Genomic DNA, 17,338 nt, shown 5'->3' with positions numbered 1-17,338 from the left:
CCTCGGGGTTTTACTGGGCGTTAAGTTCTACTGAACACGGTTGTTCAGTAACGCGCTCCTGGAGGCCATCGGTGTCTGCCCGCCATGTCGTACGCAGAGCTTCTGCCGCGCAGTTTCTTCCGCCTGGCGATTTGGCTCCGGATGCCGTGGGCCTGAGCCGCTGGCGTGCGGTCGGCTACGAGGACGGAGCCTCGCACACCGACTTCGGCATCTCGCGCCTCGAGCCGCACGGACTGGTGCCAACCCATGTCCATTCGTTCGAGGAGTCTTTCCACATCACCGAGGGCGAGGTCGTGCTCGTCACCCCCGAGGCCACGGTGCGCCTCGTCGCCGGCGACTACGGCGTCATCCCGATCGGCACGCCGCACTCGTGGCACGCGGGCGACGAGCCCGCTGTCTGGGCGGACGTCCTCTCCCCACCGCCGCGGCCTGCCCACGGTTCTGACACGTACCGCGTGCCCGACATCGCGCCGGGAACCCCGACGACGGTTGACCCCCGCGACCCGCGCACGCGGTCGTTCGGCAACATCACCGCCGACCACATGAACCCCGGCCGCCAATCGCAGGAGCTTCTCGCCGTCTCGGCGAGCATGCGCACCGCGCTGCTGGTCTACAGCGGGATCACGCTGAAGATGATGGTCGACTCCGACCTTGGCGCGGTCCTGCACACGATGTTCATGGTGCAGTACGAGCCCGATGGCGTGGCCGGACCGCACGATCACCCGCTCGAAGAGGCATACCTCATCACCGACGGCGAAGTGGATGCCACGTTCGACGGCGAACAGTACCGCCTCCAGCCCGGCGATATCGCGTGGGCGGGCGTCGGCTGCGTGCACTCGTTCCGCGCGACCGGCGCCCCGGTGCGCTGGGTCGAGACGCAGTCACCGCAGATGCCACCTCGGCACGCGTACCGCTTCGCCCGCGATTGGGAGTACCTGCAGACAGCCCTGACCGACAACGCCGCCGGAGGAAATCCATGACTGACCGCACCGTCGTCGTCGTCGGCGGAACCTCCGGCATCGGGCGCAAACTGGCCGTCTCGCTCGTGGCGCGCGGCGACCGCGTCATCCTTTCGGGCCGCGATGCAGGCCGGGCCGCCGCCGTGGCCGCCGAGATCGGCGATCGCGCCACCGGGATCGCGCTCGACATCTCTGAGCCCGAGGGGATCGCAGGCCAGCTCGCCGAGGTCGGCGACGTGCACGGCCTCGTCCTCGCCGCCGTCGAGCGCGACGCGAACACCGCGCGAAACTACGACATCGCCCGGGCACGACGCCTGGTGACTCTCAAGCTCATCGGCTACACCGAGACCGTGCACGCGCTGGTCGGCCGGTTGGTCGAGACGCGCGACACCGGAATCGTCCTGTTTGGCGGACGAGCGAAGGATGCTCCTTATCCGGGTTCTACGACGGTGTCGACGATCAACGCCGGCGTAGACGGACTCACCCGCACGCTGGCGCTCGAGCTCGCGCCCATGCGCGTGAACGCGATCCACCCCGGAATCATCGGCGACAGCCCGTTCTGGGCCGAGAAAGATGCCGCGCTGAGTGCCTACAGCTCACGCACCCCGGGTGGTGAGTTGGCGACGATGCGCGACATCGTCGACGCGACGACCTTCCTGCTCGACAACCGCGGCGTCTCGGGCACGAGCCTCGACGTCGATCGCGGCTGGCGACTCACATAAGCCCTGACGGGTACCCCCGAGTACGACAACGCACAACCGAACATCGCAGGCGGATCACGCATCCCGCTGATCCGGACGAGACACTCAACGAGGAGGACCTCATGACCACCCCCGACTCACCGCGTGCGGAGGACTTCGACGGCGACCGACCGGTCGTCTTTCGAAACGGCACGGTGATCACCGTCGACACCCCCGGAGTGCTCGAGGGTGCCGATGTGCTGATCATCGGCGACACGATCCGCGCGGTCGGCCATTCCCTCGAGGTTCCCGAGGGCACCCTCGAGATCGATGCCACTGGCGGAATCGTGATGCCCGGCATGATCGACACCCACCGGCACATGTGGCAGACCGCTCTCCGCGGCTACGGCGGCGACTGGGCACTGAGCCAGTACTTCGTCTTCTACTACCTGACGTGGGGCCATGTCTTCCGCCCCGAAGACATCTACGCCGGCAACCTGCTCAGCGCTCTGGAGTCGGTCGATCAGGGCATCACGACGACGCTCGACTGGTCGCATGCGCTCCGCACTCCCGAATACGGCGAAGCGGCGCTTCAGGCGATGCGCGAGATCCCCGGTCGTTTCGTCCTGGCGTACGGCAACTACCTCGGCGCGCCGTGGGAGTGGTCGAACACCCCCGAGTTCCGCGACTTCGTCGTCCGCAACTTCAACGCCCCCGACGACATGATGGGCCTCCAGCTGGCCTTCGACGTGCCCGATGACCCCGAGTTCCAGGCGGCCGGCGCATTCCAGGCCGCGCGCGACCTCGACTTGCGGGTCACCACCCACGCCGGTGTCTTCGGGGTGACGACCGATATGGCCATCGGGCAGATGTACGACGGCGGATGGATGACCGACAAGCTCACCTACGTGCACGCCGCCTCGCTCAGCGACGACAGCTACCAGAAGATCGCTGCGACAGGCGGGACGGTGTCGGTCTCGACCGAGAGCGAGCAGAGCGCCGGTCAGGGGTATCCGTCCACGTGGCGGGTGCGAAAGTTCGGCATCCCGACGTCACTCTCCATGGACACCAGTGTGTGGTGGAGCGCCGACTTCTTCTCGGCCATGCGCTCGACGTTGAGTGCTTTCCGTTCGCGCGATCACCTGGAATCTCAGGCGCTCGGCGAAGCGGTCAACGTCAACCGCCTTCGCGCCGAAGACGTGGTGTACCAGGCGACGATGGGCGGAGCGCACACACTCGGAATGGCCGACAGGCTGGGTTCGCTGACTCCCGGCAAGAAGGCCGACGTCGTGTTGCTGAAGAACGACGAGTCACCCGCGATGACGCCGATCCTCAACCCGTACGCGCACGTCGTCTACCAGGTCGGCACGGCCGATGTGCACACGGTCGTCGTCAACGGGAAGGTCGTCAAGTACGACGGAAAGCGCATCGGGATGCCTCTGGCCCCCGTGCGTGACAAGGTCGCGGCATCCGTCGAATACGTGCGCAGCGAACTCGGTGAGGCGGCGTGGGAGGAGTGGATGCACCCGCAGATTCCGCTCGATGAAGAGATTCCGAACCCGTACACCTACCAAGACGAGGACTGAGCGCCCGACTCGGGCAGCCGGCGTGCTGCGCGCTAGATCTGATCCATTGCGCGCAGCACGTCGACCGCACTGTTCATCGCGCCCGTGCTCGCATCGTCAGTCGAAGAACCAGCCTGCCGGCGGCCGACCACGAACCACACCCCGCGCGCGGGAACGGTGCCGTTGTTGACGTAGAGGTGCGGGCGAGCCGAGTCGAAGTGCAACGAATCGCCCGGCCCCAGCACCTGGGTGTCGAACTCGAGCTGCAGTGTGAGCTCGCCCTCGATGATGTAGCCGTACTCGATCCCGGCGTGGCGCATGAGCTTACCCTCGACCGAACTCGAGGCCGATGGCTCGTAGGTTGCCAAGAACGCGTCGGCCATGCCATCCGCGCCGATAGCGAGCCGCTCCCAGCGCACGCCGTTCTCCATCTCGAGCGTGGGGCCTTTGCCCGCGCGCTGTACGGATGGCGGATAGGGGAGCATCGGCCCGGGTGCGTCCTTCGTCGGCGGAGAAGTCCACGGTTCGTGCCCCATAAGTTCGTCGAGCGAGATTCCGAGCTGGTTCACGAGCGCGTACAGCGTCGAGACGGACGGCTGCGTCTTTCCGGTCTCGACCTGCGAGATCAGGCTCGGCGACACCCCGACCGCTTGGGCGATCGCGCGCAGGCTGATCCCCTGGCGGGTGCGCGCATCGCGCAACCTCTGCCCGATCTCGACGTTCGCGGTCATCGCTGAACTGTACTACGTGGCTGTCGGCGACACCGGCGATTGTTCAGTCTGACCCTCGCATTCCGCGTTTATGTATAGCTACACTGAACACCACAGCTTGTGAACACGAGGGCGTCGCGACGGGGCGGCGCGGATCGGAGGTTTCCGATGAAGAGCACCGGTACCACGGGGACGAACGCGGTCGATTGGGAGGCGCGGGTCGACTTCGACCGTCTGCGTGATGATCGCCTCGCGAAGCTGAAAGCGAAGCTCGAAGCATCCGAAATGGGCGCAATCCTCGCGTTCGACTTCGCGAACATTCGCTTTATGACTTCGACCCATATCGGCACGTGGGCGATCGACAAGCTCATTCGCTTCAGCCTGCTCACCCGCAACACCGACCCGATCTCGTGGGACTTCGGCTCGGCGGCGAAACACCACGCGCTGTACAACCCGTGGCTGGATGTCACGACATCCGAGATGGACGCCGACCCGCACGCCGCGCACGAGGGCGCGAAGCGGCCGCGTCTCGAATCGGGAGCCCGGGCGGGCATCTCGACGCTCCGCGGTGCGTTTCCTCCGGGTGCGGGCATCGCCGAAGAGGTCGCGCGCAAGATCAAGCGCGAACTCGAGAAGTTCGGTGTCGCCGATGAGCCGCTCGGTGTTGACGTCATCGAGCTGCCGATCCTCTTCGCCCTGCAGAACGAGGGCATTCGCGTCGTCGACGGACAGCAGGTCTTCATGGAGGCGCGCCGCATCAAGACGCACGATGAGATCCGGTTGCTCACTCAGGCGGCGTCGATGGTGGATGCTGCGTACGAAGAGCTGTACCGGTTCCTGCGGCCGGGAGTGCGCGAGAACGAAGCGGTGGGGCTGGTCGCCAAGACTCTGTACGACCTGGGCTCGGAGTATGTAGAGGGCGTCAATGCGATTTCGGGCGAGAGGTGCTCGCCGCATCCACACGTCTTCAGCGACCGGTTGATCCGCCCGGGCGACCCGGCGTTCTTCGACATCCTGCATTCGTTCAACGGCTACCGCACGTGCTACTACCGCACGTTCGCGGTGGGCTCCGCGTCATCAGCCCAACGCGACGCGTACACGCGGGCGCGGGAGTACATGGACCGCGCGATCGCGCTCGTGCGCCCAGGGGCGACCACCGCCGACATCTGTGCGGTGTGGCCGGCAGCCAATGAGTTCGGATTCCCCGATGAAGAAGCTGCGTTCGCGCTGCAATACGGGCACGGTGTCGGGCTCTCGATCTGGGAGAAGCCGATCTTCTCGCGCCTGACCTCTTTCGATCACCCCGAGCCCCTGGAAGAGGGAATGGTATTCGCTCTCGAGACCTACTGGCCTTCAGCCGACGGGTGGGGCGCGGCCCGCATCGAAGAAGAGGTCGTCGTGACCGCGACGGGGTGCGAGGTCATCACGAAGTTCCCGGCGGAAGAACTGCTCATCGCAGGGCCGCGCTACATCGCGGTCGGCGGACCGCTCAACAACCAGCGCGACTCGCAGTCGCACCTCAACACCACGTGGGGGCGCGGGGAGTAGCCGCGGTTCAAGCCTTGCCTGCGCTGCGCCGGCTGACCTCGGCGACCGCTGACCAGTCGAGGTCCGCGAGGTCGGCACTGGCGAGCGCGGTCTCGAACCGATCACGAAGCACGGGTGCCATGGGGGCATCCACTCCGCCCTCGCGGGCCAGTTCTTCGGCGAGCCCCAGGTCTTTCAGGCCCAGCGCCATCGTGAAGCCGGGCGGGGAGTAGCGGCGCTCGGCCACGATCGAGCCGTAGCCGGTGTGCACGACACCGCCGAAGAGGCTCGACCCGATGAGATCGACGAACTGCACCGCATCGACGTCTTGGGCCTCGACGAGAGCGATCGACTCACCCAGAGACTCGAGCGACTGCAGAATCATGAAGTTGACCGCGATCTTCACCGCGTTGGCCTGCCGGGGACGCTCGCCGAACCGCCACCTCCGCACGCTGCAGTGGGCGAGCAGCGGGTCGACCCGGTCGAGCGCGCCGGACTGGCCGGCGGTCAGCACATTGAGCTTGCCTGCCGCCGCGACCTCGGGGCGTCCCAAGACAGGAGCCGAGATGTAGTCGATGCCGGCCGCGGCGAAGCGCTCCGACAGAGTGTCGGCCATGGCGGTGCTGATCGACGCCATGTTGACGTGGATGCGGCGCACCCCGCTCTCGCCCAGGTTCTGAAGGCTGAGCACAGCATCGGCGGCCCGGTCGTCAGCCAGCATCGAGAACGACACCGGTGCGGCAAGTGCTTTCACCGCTGCATCGGCGCGCGTGGCCCCGGCGGCGACCAGGTCATCCCCTGCCGAAGCGCTGCGGTTCCAGACGATCAGAGGCACCTCGGCGGCGGCGAGCCGCCCCGCGATCGCCGCGCCCATCCTGCCGAGGCCGAGGAATCCGACGACGGTCATGGTGCGCTCCTTGGTGTTGTCGAGGTGCTGGTGGGGGAGAAGACTTCGGGGTGACTGGCAAGCTGGCGCCGCGTGCGCCGGATGTGCCCGGCGAGCAGGCTCTCGGCGCTGTCGAGGTCGCGATCGCGGATCGCGGCGACGATGAGCCCGTGCTCGTCGTGCACGGTCTTGCGTGCGCGTTCGTCCATCAACCCGGTGTACACCCGCCGATAGGCCTGGGTGCGGTTCCACAGGCGGTGGACGAGGTCGGTGAGCACCACGGTCTCGACGCCGCTGTAGGTGGTGAGGTGAAAGTCACGGTCGAGGGCGAGAAACTCTTCAGGGTCAGCGGCGTGCTGCATCCGCTCCGCCAGCGTGGCGAGATGATCGAGGGTCTTCGCATCCAGCCCTGTCGCACTCATCCGCAGGAGTAGCGGCTCGACGCGCTCGCGCACGCGGTAGATCTCTTCGCACTCCGGCAGGCTCAGCGACGACACCCGCGCACCGCTGTTGGCGACGAGCGTCACGAGTCCCTCGGCGGCGAGCATGCGCAGCGCTTCGCGCACAGGGGCGCGGCTTGCTCCCGTGAGGTCGGCGATCTGCTCTTGCCTGACACGAGCCCCGGGCGCGAAGTCACCCCTGACGATGGCTTCGCGCAGGACCTCGGCGATGTGCGCAGTCGCAGTGCCATGCTCAGGAACGAGGCCGTGTTCGGGCAGGGTGGTTGCGCTCATTCGGCGGGCCTTGCCGGATGCCACAGCACCGTCTCGCTCGTGCGCTCATAAGCCTTGCCGCCGGGGTAGCTCACGAGCTCGAGTTGCATGCCCCACGGGCTGAGGAAGTACACCCAGCGCTGGCCTTCGCTCGCGTTGCGGCTCGCTGTGGGGCCGCCGAGCACGCGCACACCGCGCTCGCGCAGGTACTCCACCGCCGCGTCGATGTCATCGACGTAGAAGGCGAGGTGATGTCCACCGATGTCGCTGTTGCGAGGTTGGCGGTTCTGGCCGTCGGCGGCATCCCACTGGAAGATCTCGAAGTTCGGGCCGAACGCGCAGCGATAGAACCGCAGTTCGCGCATCACGCTGCGAGGGTCCACCGCCAAGTGCTCCCGCATCCAGTCGTCCTCCGCCTGGAACGGCCCGAGCGTATAGACGTGCGTGCACCCGATGACCTCAACGAAGAACCGGTGAGCTGCGTCGAGGTCGGGCACCGTGAACCCGATGTGCTCCGTGCCCCGGAGTCCGGGAAGTCCCATTCGCGCCCCTTGTGATCGGCGGTGATCGCTGCGCTGACTCCATGTGGTGAGTACGTCCGCGTGGATCCAATATAACGACGAAGGGTGAGCGAAGGGGAGATGCTGCGGCACTTCTCTTGATATTGGATCCAATCGGTCGTACGCTGTGCGTGGATGCCGCAACGCTGCGCCGCCGAAGGGAGTTTCGCGATGCCTGATCTGCGCTCGCTCGAAACGGGAACGCCCTGGGTTGAGCTGAAGACCACGCCCGAGGACTGGGAGAACGCCGCCCCCGCCCTACTGGCAGGCATGCTCGCGCAACTGCATCTGATCCGGGCTTTCGAAGAGAGCGTGCTCGAACTCGCTGGGGAAGGACTCGTGCACGGCCCCGCGCACTCGAGCATCGGTCAAGAGGGCGGCGCGGTCGGCTCGATCATCGGACTCCGCTCGACCGACGCAATAAACGGATCGCACCGAGGTCACCACCAATTCTTGGCGAAGGCGCTGACGCACGTCGGCGGCATCCGTTCCGACCTCTCGATGGTCGTCACGCCCGAGATCCAAGGGGTTCTGCAACGCACTCTCGCCGAGATCCTCGGGCTCGCCCAGGGGTACTGCCGGGGCCGAGGGGGGTCGATGCATCTGCAGTGGTTCGCGGCCGGAGCGCTGGGCACGAACGCGATCGTCGGCGGGGGCGCTCCGATGGCGACCGGCAATGCATGGGCGCAGAAGCACTCCGACACGACCGACCTCACGATCAACTACTTCGGCGACGGAGCGAGCCAGATCGGTTCGGTGCTCGAGAGCATGAACCTCGCGGCCACGTGGAAGCTCCCGGTCGCCTTCTTCATCGAGAACAACCTCTACGGAGTCTCCACGCATGTCTCCGAAGTCACGGCCGACACGCGTCTGTCGGTCCGCGGCCAGGGCTTCGGCATCCCTTCCTGGCGTGTTGACGGGATGGACCCGCTCGCGGTGCACCTGGCGATGACCCAGGCCGCTGAGCACATGCGCTCTGGAGAAGGACCTGCCGTCGTCGAGGCCGAGGTGTATCGGTTCTTCCACCAGAACGGCCCGTACCCGGGGAGCGCCTTCGGGTATCGCACGAAAGAAGAAGAGACGTCGTGGCGCGCGCGCGACTCTCTCCTGCGCGTGGCTGCCGAGATGCAGCGGCTGGGCCTGGTCACCGCCGACGAGGTCGCCGGCGTGCGCGCGCAGGCACAAGAAGCGATGCGCGCGGCGATGGGCGAGCTGCTCGAGTCTGATCCCGAAAACGAAAGCAAGCGGCGCATCAGGCCGGCCCTGTGGCCTGAGCCCGAGTTCGTCGACGTGGGGCTGCGCGGCGATGCGAGCGAGCTTGCGGGTGCGCGCACATTCGATCCGGCGACGGATGCTGTGCCCATGACCCCCTCCAAATTCGTCGACGCCGTGGCCGCCGTGATGGGTCGACGCATGGAAGAGGACGACCGCATCATCGTGCTCGGCGAAGACGTGCACCGTCTGGCGGGCGGGACGAACGGCGCAACCAAGGGCCTTGCGGCGCGCTTCGGTGACCGCGTGCTCGGAACCCCGATCAGCGAGAACGCATTCGCCGGGCTCGCCGGCGGAATGGCGCTGGACGGCCGCTTCCGCCCGGTGGTGGAGTTCATGTACCCCGATTTCATGTGGGTCGCCGCCGACCAGGTCTTCAACCAGATCGGCAAAGCCCGCCACATGTTCGGCGGGGTGAACCCCGTGCCGCTCGTGCTGCGCACGAAGGTCGCCCTGGGTTCGGGGTATGGCTCTCAACACCTGATGGACCCGGCGGGCATCTTCGCCACGAGCCCCGGCTGGCGGATCGTCGCCCCCTCGACGGCAGCCGACTACATCGGGCTGATGAACACCGCCCTCGCGCTGGATGACCCGGTGCTCGTGATCGAGCACGTCGACTTGTACGGTCGGGCCGATGAGATTCCCGAGGGTGACCTCGACTACCAGTTGCCGTTCGGCAAAGCGGCACTCCGGAGAGAGGGCTCGGACGCGACGATCATCAGCTACCTGTCGATGGTGCACCATTGCGTCGAGGCCGTAGATCAGACGGGCTTCGACGCCGACGTCATCGATCTGCGCTGGCTCGATCGCGCCTCGCTGGATTGGCAGACGATCGAGGCCTCGATCAAGAAGACCGGCGCCGTGCTGATCGTCGAGCAGGGAGCGCAGGGCACCTCGTACGGTGGCTGGCTCGCCGATGAGATTCAGCGCCGCTACTTCGACTGGCTGGATCAGCCCGTGCAGCGGGTGACCGGGAGCGAGGCGAGCCCCAGCATCTCGAAGGTGCTCGAACGTGCCGCGATCGCCCGCACCGAAGAAGTCGTCGCCGGCATCGAACTCCTCCGCGCAGGCATGGGTGGTGCGTGATGGCGACGACGATCCGCATGCCCGAAGTGCTGACGGGTGTCACCGAGGCCGCGATCGCGAGCTGGCTCGTGGACGTGGGCGACAGCGTCGAGGTCGGCACTCCGCTGGCCGAGATCGAGACCGAGAAGGCCGTCGTCGAGTACGCCTCCGAGGTCGAAGGTACGGTGCTCGAGCTGCTCGCGGCAGAAGGTGCGGGGGTCGCGATCGGCGACCCGATCATCGTCGTCGGAGCTCGGGGCGAGGTCGTCGATACTCCGGAAGCCCTGCACGCACCGCAGGCTGGGCATTCCGCAACGCCAGCGAGCGCCGATCGGTCAAACGCCCCCGAACCGGTCGCCGCAGAGTCATCGGCGCAGCCCGAGCCCGTCCTCGCGGCGCCGGGGCTCAGCAAACCGTCCGCCGAGCGTCGGTTCGTGAGCCCTCTGGTGCGCCGACTCGCGCGCGAGCGCGGCCTCGACCTTTCGAAGATCGCAGGCTCGGGCCCGAACGGACGGATCGTTCGACGCGACATCGAGGGGCTGGATGCTTCGACCACCGGTCTCGCCGAGCGGGAGCCGCTGGCCTTGCCCGTCCCCGAGCGCACATCATCCGCCGCAACGTCACACGCCACCGCAGCCGGGGCAGAGGCATCCGTCGACGAAGTCCCGGTCACGCCGATGCGCCGCGCGATCGCCCGACGCCTGACCGAGAGCAAGACGACCGTTCCGCACTTCTATCTCGTCGCCGACTGTCGGGTGGACCGGCTCATGGAGCTCCGCCGCGAGGTCAACGAAAGCGGATCGGTGCGGGTGTCGGTGAACGACTTCGTGCTCAAGGCCGTCGCCGGGGCGCTCGCGGCCGTGCCCGAGGCGAACGCGACCTGGGGTGACACGGTCATCCGTCGACACCACGAGGTCGACATCGCCGTTGCCGTGGCGATCGACGGCGGTCTTGTGACCCCGGTCGTGCGCGGGGCCGACCGCATGAGTCTCACCGGGCTCGCGGCATCCGTCGCCGACCTCGCCGACCGCGCGCGCTCTCGCAAGCTGGCCCAACACGAGCTCGAGGGCGGATCGTTCGCGGTCTCGAACCTCGGGATGTACGGCACGCAGGAGTTCTCGGCCATCATCAATCCGCCGCACGCGGGCATCCTGGCCGTGGGCGCGGCGCGCAAGGCGCCGGTCGTCGACGGTGACCAGATCGTCGTCGGCACGCTGATGACCGTGACACTCTCGGCCGACCATCGCGTGCTGGACGGTGCGGTGGCCGCTGAACTGCTCGCGGCGATCGTCGAGCGGATCGAGAAGCCGCTCCAGATGCTCGTGTAGTTGGTGGCTGAGATCGCGGCGCAGGCACGCGCACGTCAGATCAAGCCGAGAAGACATGCCCGCTCTTCGAATGCATCGCCGACCCTGTCCATGAGCAACATCATCGCGTCGTAGCCGCGTTGGTCCTCGGTCCGTCTGTTCGGCTTCTGCCCCGCGAGGAAGCTGCGCATATCCGCAGCTTGGAGCTCAGCGGTGACCCGACCGAGCGCGTGGATGAACGCTGCACCTGAGTCACCACTGAGCTGGCCACGACACTCCAGCATTCCGTCTTTCGATTTGCCGTTGGCGATGATGCCGTTGAATGCCTCGAGGATCAGCCACGCAGATTCGCCCTCGACAATGATTTCGTTGTTCGTCATGACGGCACCGTAGAAGGAGCGGCGGACATTGGCGGTGGCCGCATCCTCTCCTCCACAAGACCTCAACGTTTCGACTCTTCCACAGGCTAGATACTCGCGCTGATCTGGGATTTTCAATGTCGGAGGCCCTCGGCAGAATTGAGCCATGACGAACTTCGCCGATGCTCTGAAGCAGCTCGGTGATGCGCTTGCCGAGGTGGTCGCAAGGGGATTCGACACGCACGGTCTGCGCGCGTGCGGTGATGAAGAACTGCTCTCCGCGCTGGCGGCGGCTGGCAGGGTGCAGCGCAGTGTCGAGTCTCTGATGAGCGAAGCCGTAGCGCAGGTGCTCGAGCGCGAAGACTCGCGTGCACACCCAGACCGGCTGACGACGCGATATGGCTGCCGATCTGTCAGCGAGTTGATTCAGCGCGCCACCCGGGGGTCCGGGCGCACTGCGTCGGCAATGATCACGACTGCCCGCGCGGTGGGGCAAAGCGTGACGGTCACAACGGGAGAGCTGCTTCCGGCTGAATTCCCGCACCTGCGCGAAGCGATGCGTGCGGGGCATGTCGGCATCGACGGCATGGCCGGTGTCGTCGGCGCGTTCGTGGGTGCCTCGCCGGTCGAGTCGAACTTCTCGCGGCTGACGAAGAGCTGGCTGCGGCTGCATGTGGTGAGGGGACGGATGCCGGGCCACCAGCTTCAGCCGACGAGCTCCGCGCGTACGCCCAGGTGTGGGCCGCGTACCTCGATCAAGACGGTGCCGAACCCTCTGAGTCGCGAGCTCTGCGCAAGCGCGGAATCACCCTCGGGCGACCAGCGCACGACGGTCTCGTCCCGGTCCGAGGTGCTCTTTTGCCCGAGGTTGCCGCGCAGCTGCGGCTCGCGTTCGACAGCGTCCTCAACCCGCGGGTCAGCGGCGCCAACGGACCGTGCTTCATCGAGAGTGAGCGGACGGAGTCGGAAGGCCCGAATGAAGAGAAGGCCGACGACCGTACGCACTCTCAGAAGCAACACGACGCCTTCGCAGTCCTACTGGCTGCGGCGGTAGCATCCGGCGCACTTCCGACCCTCGGCGGCGCTTCACCGACGCTCGTGGTGTCGGTTCGAGAAGAAGACCTCGCCACCGGTCGCGGATACGCGCACCTCCCGGGCGAAGACGATCCCATCTCTCTGGCCGCCGCGCGGCATATCGGGTGCCGCGGAGTAGTGCAAAGGGTCGTGATGAGCGCGGCAGGGCGAGTCGTGTCGATCACCACCCTAGACAGGGTTTTCAACCACCACCAACGTCGTGCGATCACGCTCCGCGACGGCGGGTGTCTGATCCCGGGCTGCCGAGTCCCGCCCCAGTGGTGTGAGGTGCACCACGTGGAGGAGCATTCTCGGGGTGGTCCGACTCACATAGATAATGGGGTCCTCCTGTGCTGGTTTCACCACCGAACTATCGACACCGGTGGGTGGCGCATCCGGATGATTGGCGGGGTTCCGCACGTTCGCGGACCGGAATGGTGGGACGCGAGTCACGCCTGGCGGCAAGCGACGAAGTCTCCGACTCGCATGCGAGATGCAATCGGGCGGGTCACATCGGGTGGCCCGTGAGGGTCGGTATTCAGCACCGTGGGACGAGCGTTGCAGGAAGTGCCGCGCTCGCGGGAATTGCCGCGCTCGCGAGAACAGCCCTACCGCACTGTGCTTTCCCGGGGCTCCGCCCCGGGCCCCCGAGTGCTACCGCACTGTGCTTTCCCGGGGCTCCGCCCCGGACCCCCGAGTGCTACCGCACTGTGCTTTCCCGGGGCTCCGCCCCGGACCCCCGAGTGCTACCGCACTGTGCTTTCCCGGGGCTCCGCCCCGGACCCCCGAGTGCTACCGCACACCCCGCATCAACGCCAACACCGGCTTGAACGCGAGCAGCAGCCCCGCGCCGAGCGCGATCGCGATGAAGCCGAGCACCGTGAAGTACGGCACTTCGTTCTCGGGGTCGTAGAACTGCGCGGCCCAGCCGGCGATCGCAGTGCCGAGCGCGACCGAGAGGAAGAACAGCGCCACCATCTGAGTCTTGAACGCCTTCGGCGCGAGCTTCGTCGTCACCGACAGCCCCACCGGCGAGATCAGCAGTTCGGCGACGGTGAACACGAACAGGATTCCGACCACTGCGAGCAGGGGCGTCGTGTTCGCGCCGCCGTTAGCCCACGGCAAGAAGAGCAGGAAGGCCGCGCCCATCACCATGGCTCCGAGCGCGAACTTCACCGGAGTCGGGGGCTGGCGAGTGCCCATCTTCGTCCAGATCGCGGCGAAGACACCCGAAAGGATGATGATGAAGATCGGGTTGATCGACTGCACCCACGCGACGGGCATCTCCCAGCCGAAGAGGTCGCGGTTCATGCGCTTGTCGCTGTAGATCGTCAGCACCGTGAACTGCTGCTGGTACAGCGACCAGAAGCCGACGCTCACGATGAACAGCGGAATGAAGCCGAACACGCGCGAGCGCTCCACCTCGTTTACGAGGCGGCTCGTAAGGATCACGATGAAGTACGCGATGGTTGCGCCGATCGTGGCGATGATCACGATCGCCGCGAGGTTGTCGGCGCGGATCACTCCAACGAGCACGAGCACGACGACGACCGCGATCGCCGCGATCGCGATACCGATGATGAGCGGGTAGCGGCTCCGGGGAAGGGGGTTGGGAACGACGCGGGATGCTGCGGGCAACCCCTTGCGCCCGAACGAATACTGGATCAGCCCCAACGCCATCCCGACGGCGGCGAGAGCGAAGCCCCAGTGGAAGCCCAACGTGCTCTGCAGCAGTCCGGTGAGCAACGGACCAAAGAATGCACCCAGGTTGATGCCGAGGTAGAAGAGTGAGAAGCCGGCGTCGCGGCGCGGATCCTCGTCGGTGTAGAGCGTCCCGACGACCGAGGTCGCGTTGGCTTTCAGCCCGCCAGAGCCGATCGCGACGAGCACGAGGCCCACGCCGAGTCCCCAGAACCCCGGGATCGCGGCGAGGGCGATATGCCCGATCATGATGACGATCGCGCTCGCGAACAGCACCCGCTCCGAACCGAAGAGCCGGTCGGCCAGCCACGCTCCGAGGATGGTCGAGAGGTAGACCGCGCCGCCGTACGCGCCGACGATGCCGGTGGCGACGGCTTCGTCCATGCCCAATCCGCCTTCGGCGACGGAGTAGTACATGTAGATGAGCAGGATGCCCTGCATGCCGTAGAAGCTGAACCGCTCCCACATCTCGACGCCGAAGATGTGCGCCAATTCCCACGGCTGTCCGAAGAAACGCGTGTCTTTGTCTCCGACCGTGGCGGGCTGAGAGACAGTGTCCTTCTCGCTCATGACCGTCAGGCTAGCGGCATCAGGGCATCGACGGATGCTTCTCCGCGGGCGAGCGTTGAGTCGGAATGAACAGGGCCACAACGAGCGCGATGATCGCTGCGCCTCCGCCGAGGATGAGCGACAGTGTGAATCCCTGCGGGGTCGGTACCGGCATCCCTTCGAATTCCACCGTGTAGCTCGCCAAGACGGCGCCGATCACGGCGGCTGCGGTCGACGTGCCGAGAGAGCGGAACAGAGCGTTGAGCCCGTTCGACGCGCCCGTCTCGCTCTGCGGCACCGAGCGCATGATGAGCATCGGCATCGACGCATAGCCGAAGCCGATGCCCGCGCCGATCAGGATGTTCGCGACGAGAATGTGCCACACCTCGGAAGCGAACAGCAGGCTGAAGCCGTAGGCGGCGATGAGCGAGATCGCGCCGAGCAGGAGGAGAAGTTTGGGCCCGGTGCGCTTCGCAATCCGACCGGCGACCGGCGAGAGCACCATCATCACCAGGCCCGACGGCATGACGACCAGGCTCGCGGCGAGGAGTGACAGGCCGAAGCCCGCACCGCTTGCGACCGGCAGCTCGAGGAGCTGCGGATACACGACGTTCGACGCGAACAGCGAGAACCCCATCGCGATCGAGGCGATGTTGGTGAGGAGCACTGCAGGCCGCGCGGCCACGCGGAGGTCGAGCAGCGGCTCGGCGATGCGGAGCTCGTACCAGCCCCAGATCAGCAGGACGGCGAGCCCGCCGAGTCCGAGGCCGAGGATGAGCGGAGAGCCCCAGCCCCACTCGTTGCCGCGCGAGATCGCGAGCAGGATGCCGATGAGTCCGATCGCCAACCCCACCGCGCCGACGTAATCGAAGCGACCGGCGGTGCGCAGCACGCTTACCGGGACGATCCAGATCACCAGCGCGAAGACGACGACGCCGAGGCCTGCGGCCATCCAGAACAGGACGTGCCAGTCGCTGCGCTCGGTGACGAGCGCGCTGATCGGCAGCCCGAGCGCTCCGCCGACACCGAGGGTCGCGCTCATGAAGGCGATCGCCGAATCCACGCGGTCTTCGTGCAACACGTCGCGCATGATCGAGATGCCCAGGGGCACCACCCCCACGATGGCACCCTGCAGAGTGCGACCGACGATCACGCCGATGATTCCGGGCGAGAGGGCAGCGATGATCGAGCCCACCACCATGACTGCGGTGAGTACGAGCACGATCCGTCGTTTGCCGTACATGTCACCCAGGCGCCCCGAGATCGGTGTGATCACGGCGGCCGCGAGCAGGGTCGAGGTCACGACCCAGGCGGTGTCTTCGCGGCTCGCGTCGAGCAGTTCGGGCAGCTTCGACTGGATCGGCACCATGAGCGTGAACATGAACGACGAACAGAGCCCTGCCGTAGCGAGCACGGCGATGATCGCGCCCTGGCTGGGCATCCGGGTGAGGCGTCGGCGTGCGTCGTCATCCCGGGATCCCATCCCTCGAGGCTATCCCCGCTGGAGTGCGAGCCGGACTGCGAGCCGGACTAAGAACTTGTCGACGGTGCCAGACTGAGCGCATGGCCGAGTCATCCGCTTCCGACATCGTCATCCGCGACCTCGCTACGGTCGAAGAGGTCCACACGGCCTCCGCCGTGCTCGCCGACGTGTGGGGAGGTGACCGCTCGGGCATGCCGCCGAACCTTCTGCGCGCGCTCGCGCACTCGGGCAATTACGCCGTCGGGTTGTGGGACGGGGAGCGAATGGTCGGAGCATCCGTCGCCTTCTTCGCGGCTCCCGCGGCTCGCTCGATGCACAGCCACATCACCGGAGTGCTCCCGGGACTGCAGAGCCAAGGGCTCGGGCGTTTGCTCAAGCAGCACCAGCGCGAGTGGGCGCTGGCGCGCGAGGTCGGTCACATCACCTGGACCTTCGATCCGCTCGTCGCCCGCAACGCGCACTTCAACCTTCGCGTGCTCGGGGCCCGGGTGACTGAGTACCTTGTCGATCATTACGGGCCGATGGATGACGGTGTCAACCGTGGCGACGAGACTGACCGGATCATGGTGTCGTGGGCGCTCGCGGCGCCGCCGGTGCCGACGCCCGACCTCTCACGCGTGGTCGCGTCGGTCGCGGTTCCGCGCGACATCGAGGCGATACGCCGGGACTCGGCTCCGGTCCCCACGGCCTCTCCGCTCGCCGCTGACGCGTCGGGCGGAGCCTCTGGCCGCGTGGGCCCAGCCGCCGCCTGGCGCCGACGCGTACGCGAGGGCCTGCTGGCCGGGCTCGGCGACGGCCTGAGAATCGGCGGATTCGACGACGAACTCGGCTACCTGCTCGTGCGCTGAGCCGCTGATCCGCAGGGAGCGGAGGGGATTCAGCGAGGGGAGGGCCGAAACGGCAGGAATCCACCTCCGTTCGGCACACC

15 protein-coding genes are annotated in these 17,338 nt (G+C 66.8%); 8 read left to right on the top strand and 7 right to left on the bottom strand.

Features of this window, described 5'->3' with window-relative positions; all coding sequences use genetic code 11:
* The first annotated feature begins 71 nt into the window (after positions 1-71).
* The 3 genes from LG299_RS09220 (at position 72) to LG299_RS09210 (ending at position 3,225) form a co-directional block, all read left to right on the top strand.
* Positions 72-980 (top strand): cupin domain-containing protein, encoded by a 909-nt coding sequence (locus LG299_RS09220; protein ID WP_404429458.1) that lies wholly within the window; start codon positions 72-74, stop codon positions 978-980.
* Positions 977-1,681: an SDR family NAD(P)-dependent oxidoreductase gene (locus tag LG299_RS09215; RefSeq protein WP_404429456.1), complete on the top strand. Its 705-nt coding sequence runs from the start codon at positions 977-979 to the stop codon at positions 1,679-1,681. Before LG299_RS09220 ends, LG299_RS09215 begins: the two co-directional genes overlap by 4 nt.
* A gap of 101 nt (positions 1,682-1,782) precedes the next feature.
* Positions 1,783-3,225: an amidohydrolase family protein gene (locus tag LG299_RS09210; RefSeq protein ID WP_404429454.1), complete on the top strand. Its 1,443-nt coding sequence runs from the start codon at positions 1,783-1,785 to the stop codon at positions 3,223-3,225.
* Positions 3,226-3,257: 32 nt separating this feature from the next.
* Here the strand turns inward: LG299_RS09210 and LG299_RS09205 are convergent, their stop codons facing one another.
* Positions 3,258-3,935 carry a helix-turn-helix domain-containing protein gene (locus LG299_RS09205; protein WP_404429452.1) on the bottom strand — a complete coding sequence of 226 codons (678 nt, stop codon included), beginning with the start codon at positions 3,933-3,935 and terminating at the stop codon, positions 3,258-3,260.
* 147 nt (positions 3,936-4,082) lie between these two features.
* On the opposite strand from LG299_RS09205, the gene LG299_RS09200 reads away from it, so the two are divergent.
* The gene (locus tag LG299_RS09200; RefSeq protein WP_404429450.1) at positions 4,083-5,462 is read left to right on the top strand and encodes a M24 family metallopeptidase; all 1,380 of its coding nucleotides are present in this window, start codon (positions 4,083-4,085) and stop codon (positions 5,460-5,462) included.
* 7 nt (positions 5,463-5,469) lie between these two features.
* On the opposite strand, the gene LG299_RS09195 is transcribed toward LG299_RS09200, so the two are convergent.
* Genes LG299_RS09195 through LG299_RS09185 form a run of 3 tightly spaced genes read right to left on the bottom strand, consistent with a single transcriptional unit; the run spans position 5,470 to position 7,582 of the window.
* Entirely contained in the window at positions 5,470-6,348 is an 879-nt protein-coding gene (locus tag LG299_RS09195) for an NAD(P)-dependent oxidoreductase (protein WP_404429448.1), read from the bottom strand.
* Complete coding sequence (locus tag LG299_RS09190; RefSeq protein WP_404429446.1) at positions 6,345-7,061, bottom strand: GntR family transcriptional regulator; 717 nt, start codon at positions 7,059-7,061, stop codon at positions 6,345-6,347. Before LG299_RS09190 ends, LG299_RS09195 begins: the two co-directional genes overlap by 4 nt.
* The gene (locus tag LG299_RS09185) at positions 7,058-7,582 is read right to left on the bottom strand and encodes a VOC family protein (RefSeq protein ID WP_404429444.1); all 525 of its coding nucleotides are present in this window, start codon (positions 7,580-7,582) and stop codon (positions 7,058-7,060) included. Before LG299_RS09185 ends, LG299_RS09190 begins: the two co-directional genes overlap by 4 nt.
* Before the next feature lie 189 nt (positions 7,583-7,771).
* On the opposite strand from LG299_RS09185, the gene LG299_RS09180 reads away from it, so the two are divergent.
* Positions 7,772-9,958 carry a thiamine pyrophosphate-dependent enzyme gene (locus LG299_RS09180; RefSeq protein ID WP_404429442.1) on the top strand — a complete coding sequence of 729 codons (2,187 nt, stop codon included), beginning with the start codon at positions 7,772-7,774 and terminating at the stop codon, positions 9,956-9,958.
* Positions 9,958-11,265, top strand: coding sequence for a dihydrolipoamide acetyltransferase family protein (locus tag LG299_RS09175; protein ID WP_404429440.1), 1,308 nt, complete (start codon positions 9,958-9,960; stop codon positions 11,263-11,265). Before LG299_RS09180 ends, LG299_RS09175 begins: the two co-directional genes overlap by 1 nt.
* 35 nt (positions 11,266-11,300) lie before the next feature.
* Here the strand turns inward: LG299_RS09175 and LG299_RS09170 are convergent, their stop codons facing one another.
* Positions 11,301-11,624, bottom strand: coding sequence for a hypothetical protein (locus tag LG299_RS09170; RefSeq protein WP_404429438.1), 324 nt, complete (start codon positions 11,622-11,624; stop codon positions 11,301-11,303).
* A 513-nt stretch (positions 11,625-12,137) separates the two neighbouring features.
* On the opposite strand from LG299_RS09170, the gene LG299_RS09165 reads away from it, so the two are divergent.
* Entirely contained in the window at positions 12,138-13,205 is a 1,068-nt protein-coding gene (locus LG299_RS09165) for a DUF222 domain-containing protein (RefSeq protein ID WP_404434851.1), read from the top strand.
* Between the two features lie 264 nt (positions 13,206-13,469).
* On the opposite strand, the gene LG299_RS09160 is transcribed toward LG299_RS09165, so the two are convergent.
* Together LG299_RS09160 and LG299_RS09155 are read right to left on the bottom strand one after the other, a co-directional pair.
* Complete coding sequence (locus LG299_RS09160; RefSeq protein WP_404429436.1) at positions 13,470-14,948, bottom strand: peptide MFS transporter; 1,479 nt, start codon at positions 14,946-14,948, stop codon at positions 13,470-13,472.
* Positions 14,949-14,967: 19 nt separating this feature from the next.
* Entirely contained in the window at positions 14,968-16,368 is a 1,401-nt protein-coding gene (locus tag LG299_RS09155; protein ID WP_404434850.1) for an MFS transporter, read from the bottom strand.
* 122 nt (positions 16,369-16,490) lie between these two features.
* On the opposite strand from LG299_RS09155, the gene LG299_RS09150 reads away from it, so the two are divergent.
* A complete protein-coding gene (locus tag LG299_RS09150; protein WP_404429434.1) occupies positions 16,491-17,258 on the top strand; it encodes a GNAT family N-acetyltransferase in 768 nt (255 codons plus the stop codon).
* Positions 17,259-17,338: the final 80 nt, after the last annotated feature.

Origin of the sequence: Microbacterium lacus (genome assembly GCF_044794305.1) — a bacterium.
Classification (GTDB): domain Bacteria; phylum Actinomycetota; class Actinomycetes; order Actinomycetales; family Microbacteriaceae; genus Microbacterium; species Microbacterium lacus_B.
Note: the sequence above shows the minus strand (reverse complement) of the source record. Positions and strands in the feature narration are given on the sequence as shown.

Bases quoted from the DNA above. Each gene is read 5' to 3' on its own strand.
- LG299_RS09185 (WP_404429444.1), bottom strand. From the start codon at position 7,582: ATGGGACTTCCCGGACTCCGGGGCACGGAGCACATCGGGTTCACGGTG.
- LG299_RS09195 (WP_404429448.1), bottom strand. From the start codon at position 6,348: ATGACCGTCGTCGGATTCCTCGGCCTCGGCAGGATGGGCGCGGCGATC.
- LG299_RS09150 (WP_404429434.1), top strand. From the start codon at position 16,491: ATGGCCGAGTCATCCGCTTCCGACATCGTCATCCGCGACCTCGCTACG.
- LG299_RS09215 (WP_404429456.1), top strand. From the start codon at position 977: ATGACTGACCGCACCGTCGTCGTCGTCGGCGGAACCTCCGGCATCGGG.
- LG299_RS09210 (WP_404429454.1), top strand. From the start codon at position 1,783: ATGACCACCCCCGACTCACCGCGTGCGGAGGACTTCGACGGCGACCGA.
- LG299_RS09180 (WP_404429442.1), top strand. From the start codon at position 7,772: ATGCCTGATCTGCGCTCGCTCGAAACGGGAACGCCCTGGGTTGAGCTG.
- LG299_RS09205 (WP_404429452.1), bottom strand. From the start codon at position 3,935: ATGACCGCGAACGTCGAGATCGGGCAGAGGTTGCGCGATGCGCGCACC.
- LG299_RS09160 (WP_404429436.1), bottom strand. From the start codon at position 14,948: ATGAGCGAGAAGGACACTGTCTCTCAGCCCGCCACGGTCGGAGACAAA.
- LG299_RS09200 (WP_404429450.1), top strand. From the start codon at position 4,083: ATGAAGAGCACCGGTACCACGGGGACGAACGCGGTCGATTGGGAGGCG.
- LG299_RS09155 (WP_404434850.1), bottom strand. From the start codon at position 16,368: ATGCCCAGCCAGGGCGCGATCATCGCCGTGCTCGCTACGGCAGGGCTC.
- LG299_RS09175 (WP_404429440.1), top strand. From the start codon at position 9,958: ATGGCGACGACGATCCGCATGCCCGAAGTGCTGACGGGTGTCACCGAG.
- LG299_RS09190 (WP_404429446.1), bottom strand. From the start codon at position 7,061: ATGAGCGCAACCACCCTGCCCGAACACGGCCTCGTTCCTGAGCATGGC.
- LG299_RS09170 (WP_404429438.1), bottom strand. From the start codon at position 11,624: ATGACGAACAACGAAATCATTGTCGAGGGCGAATCTGCGTGGCTGATC.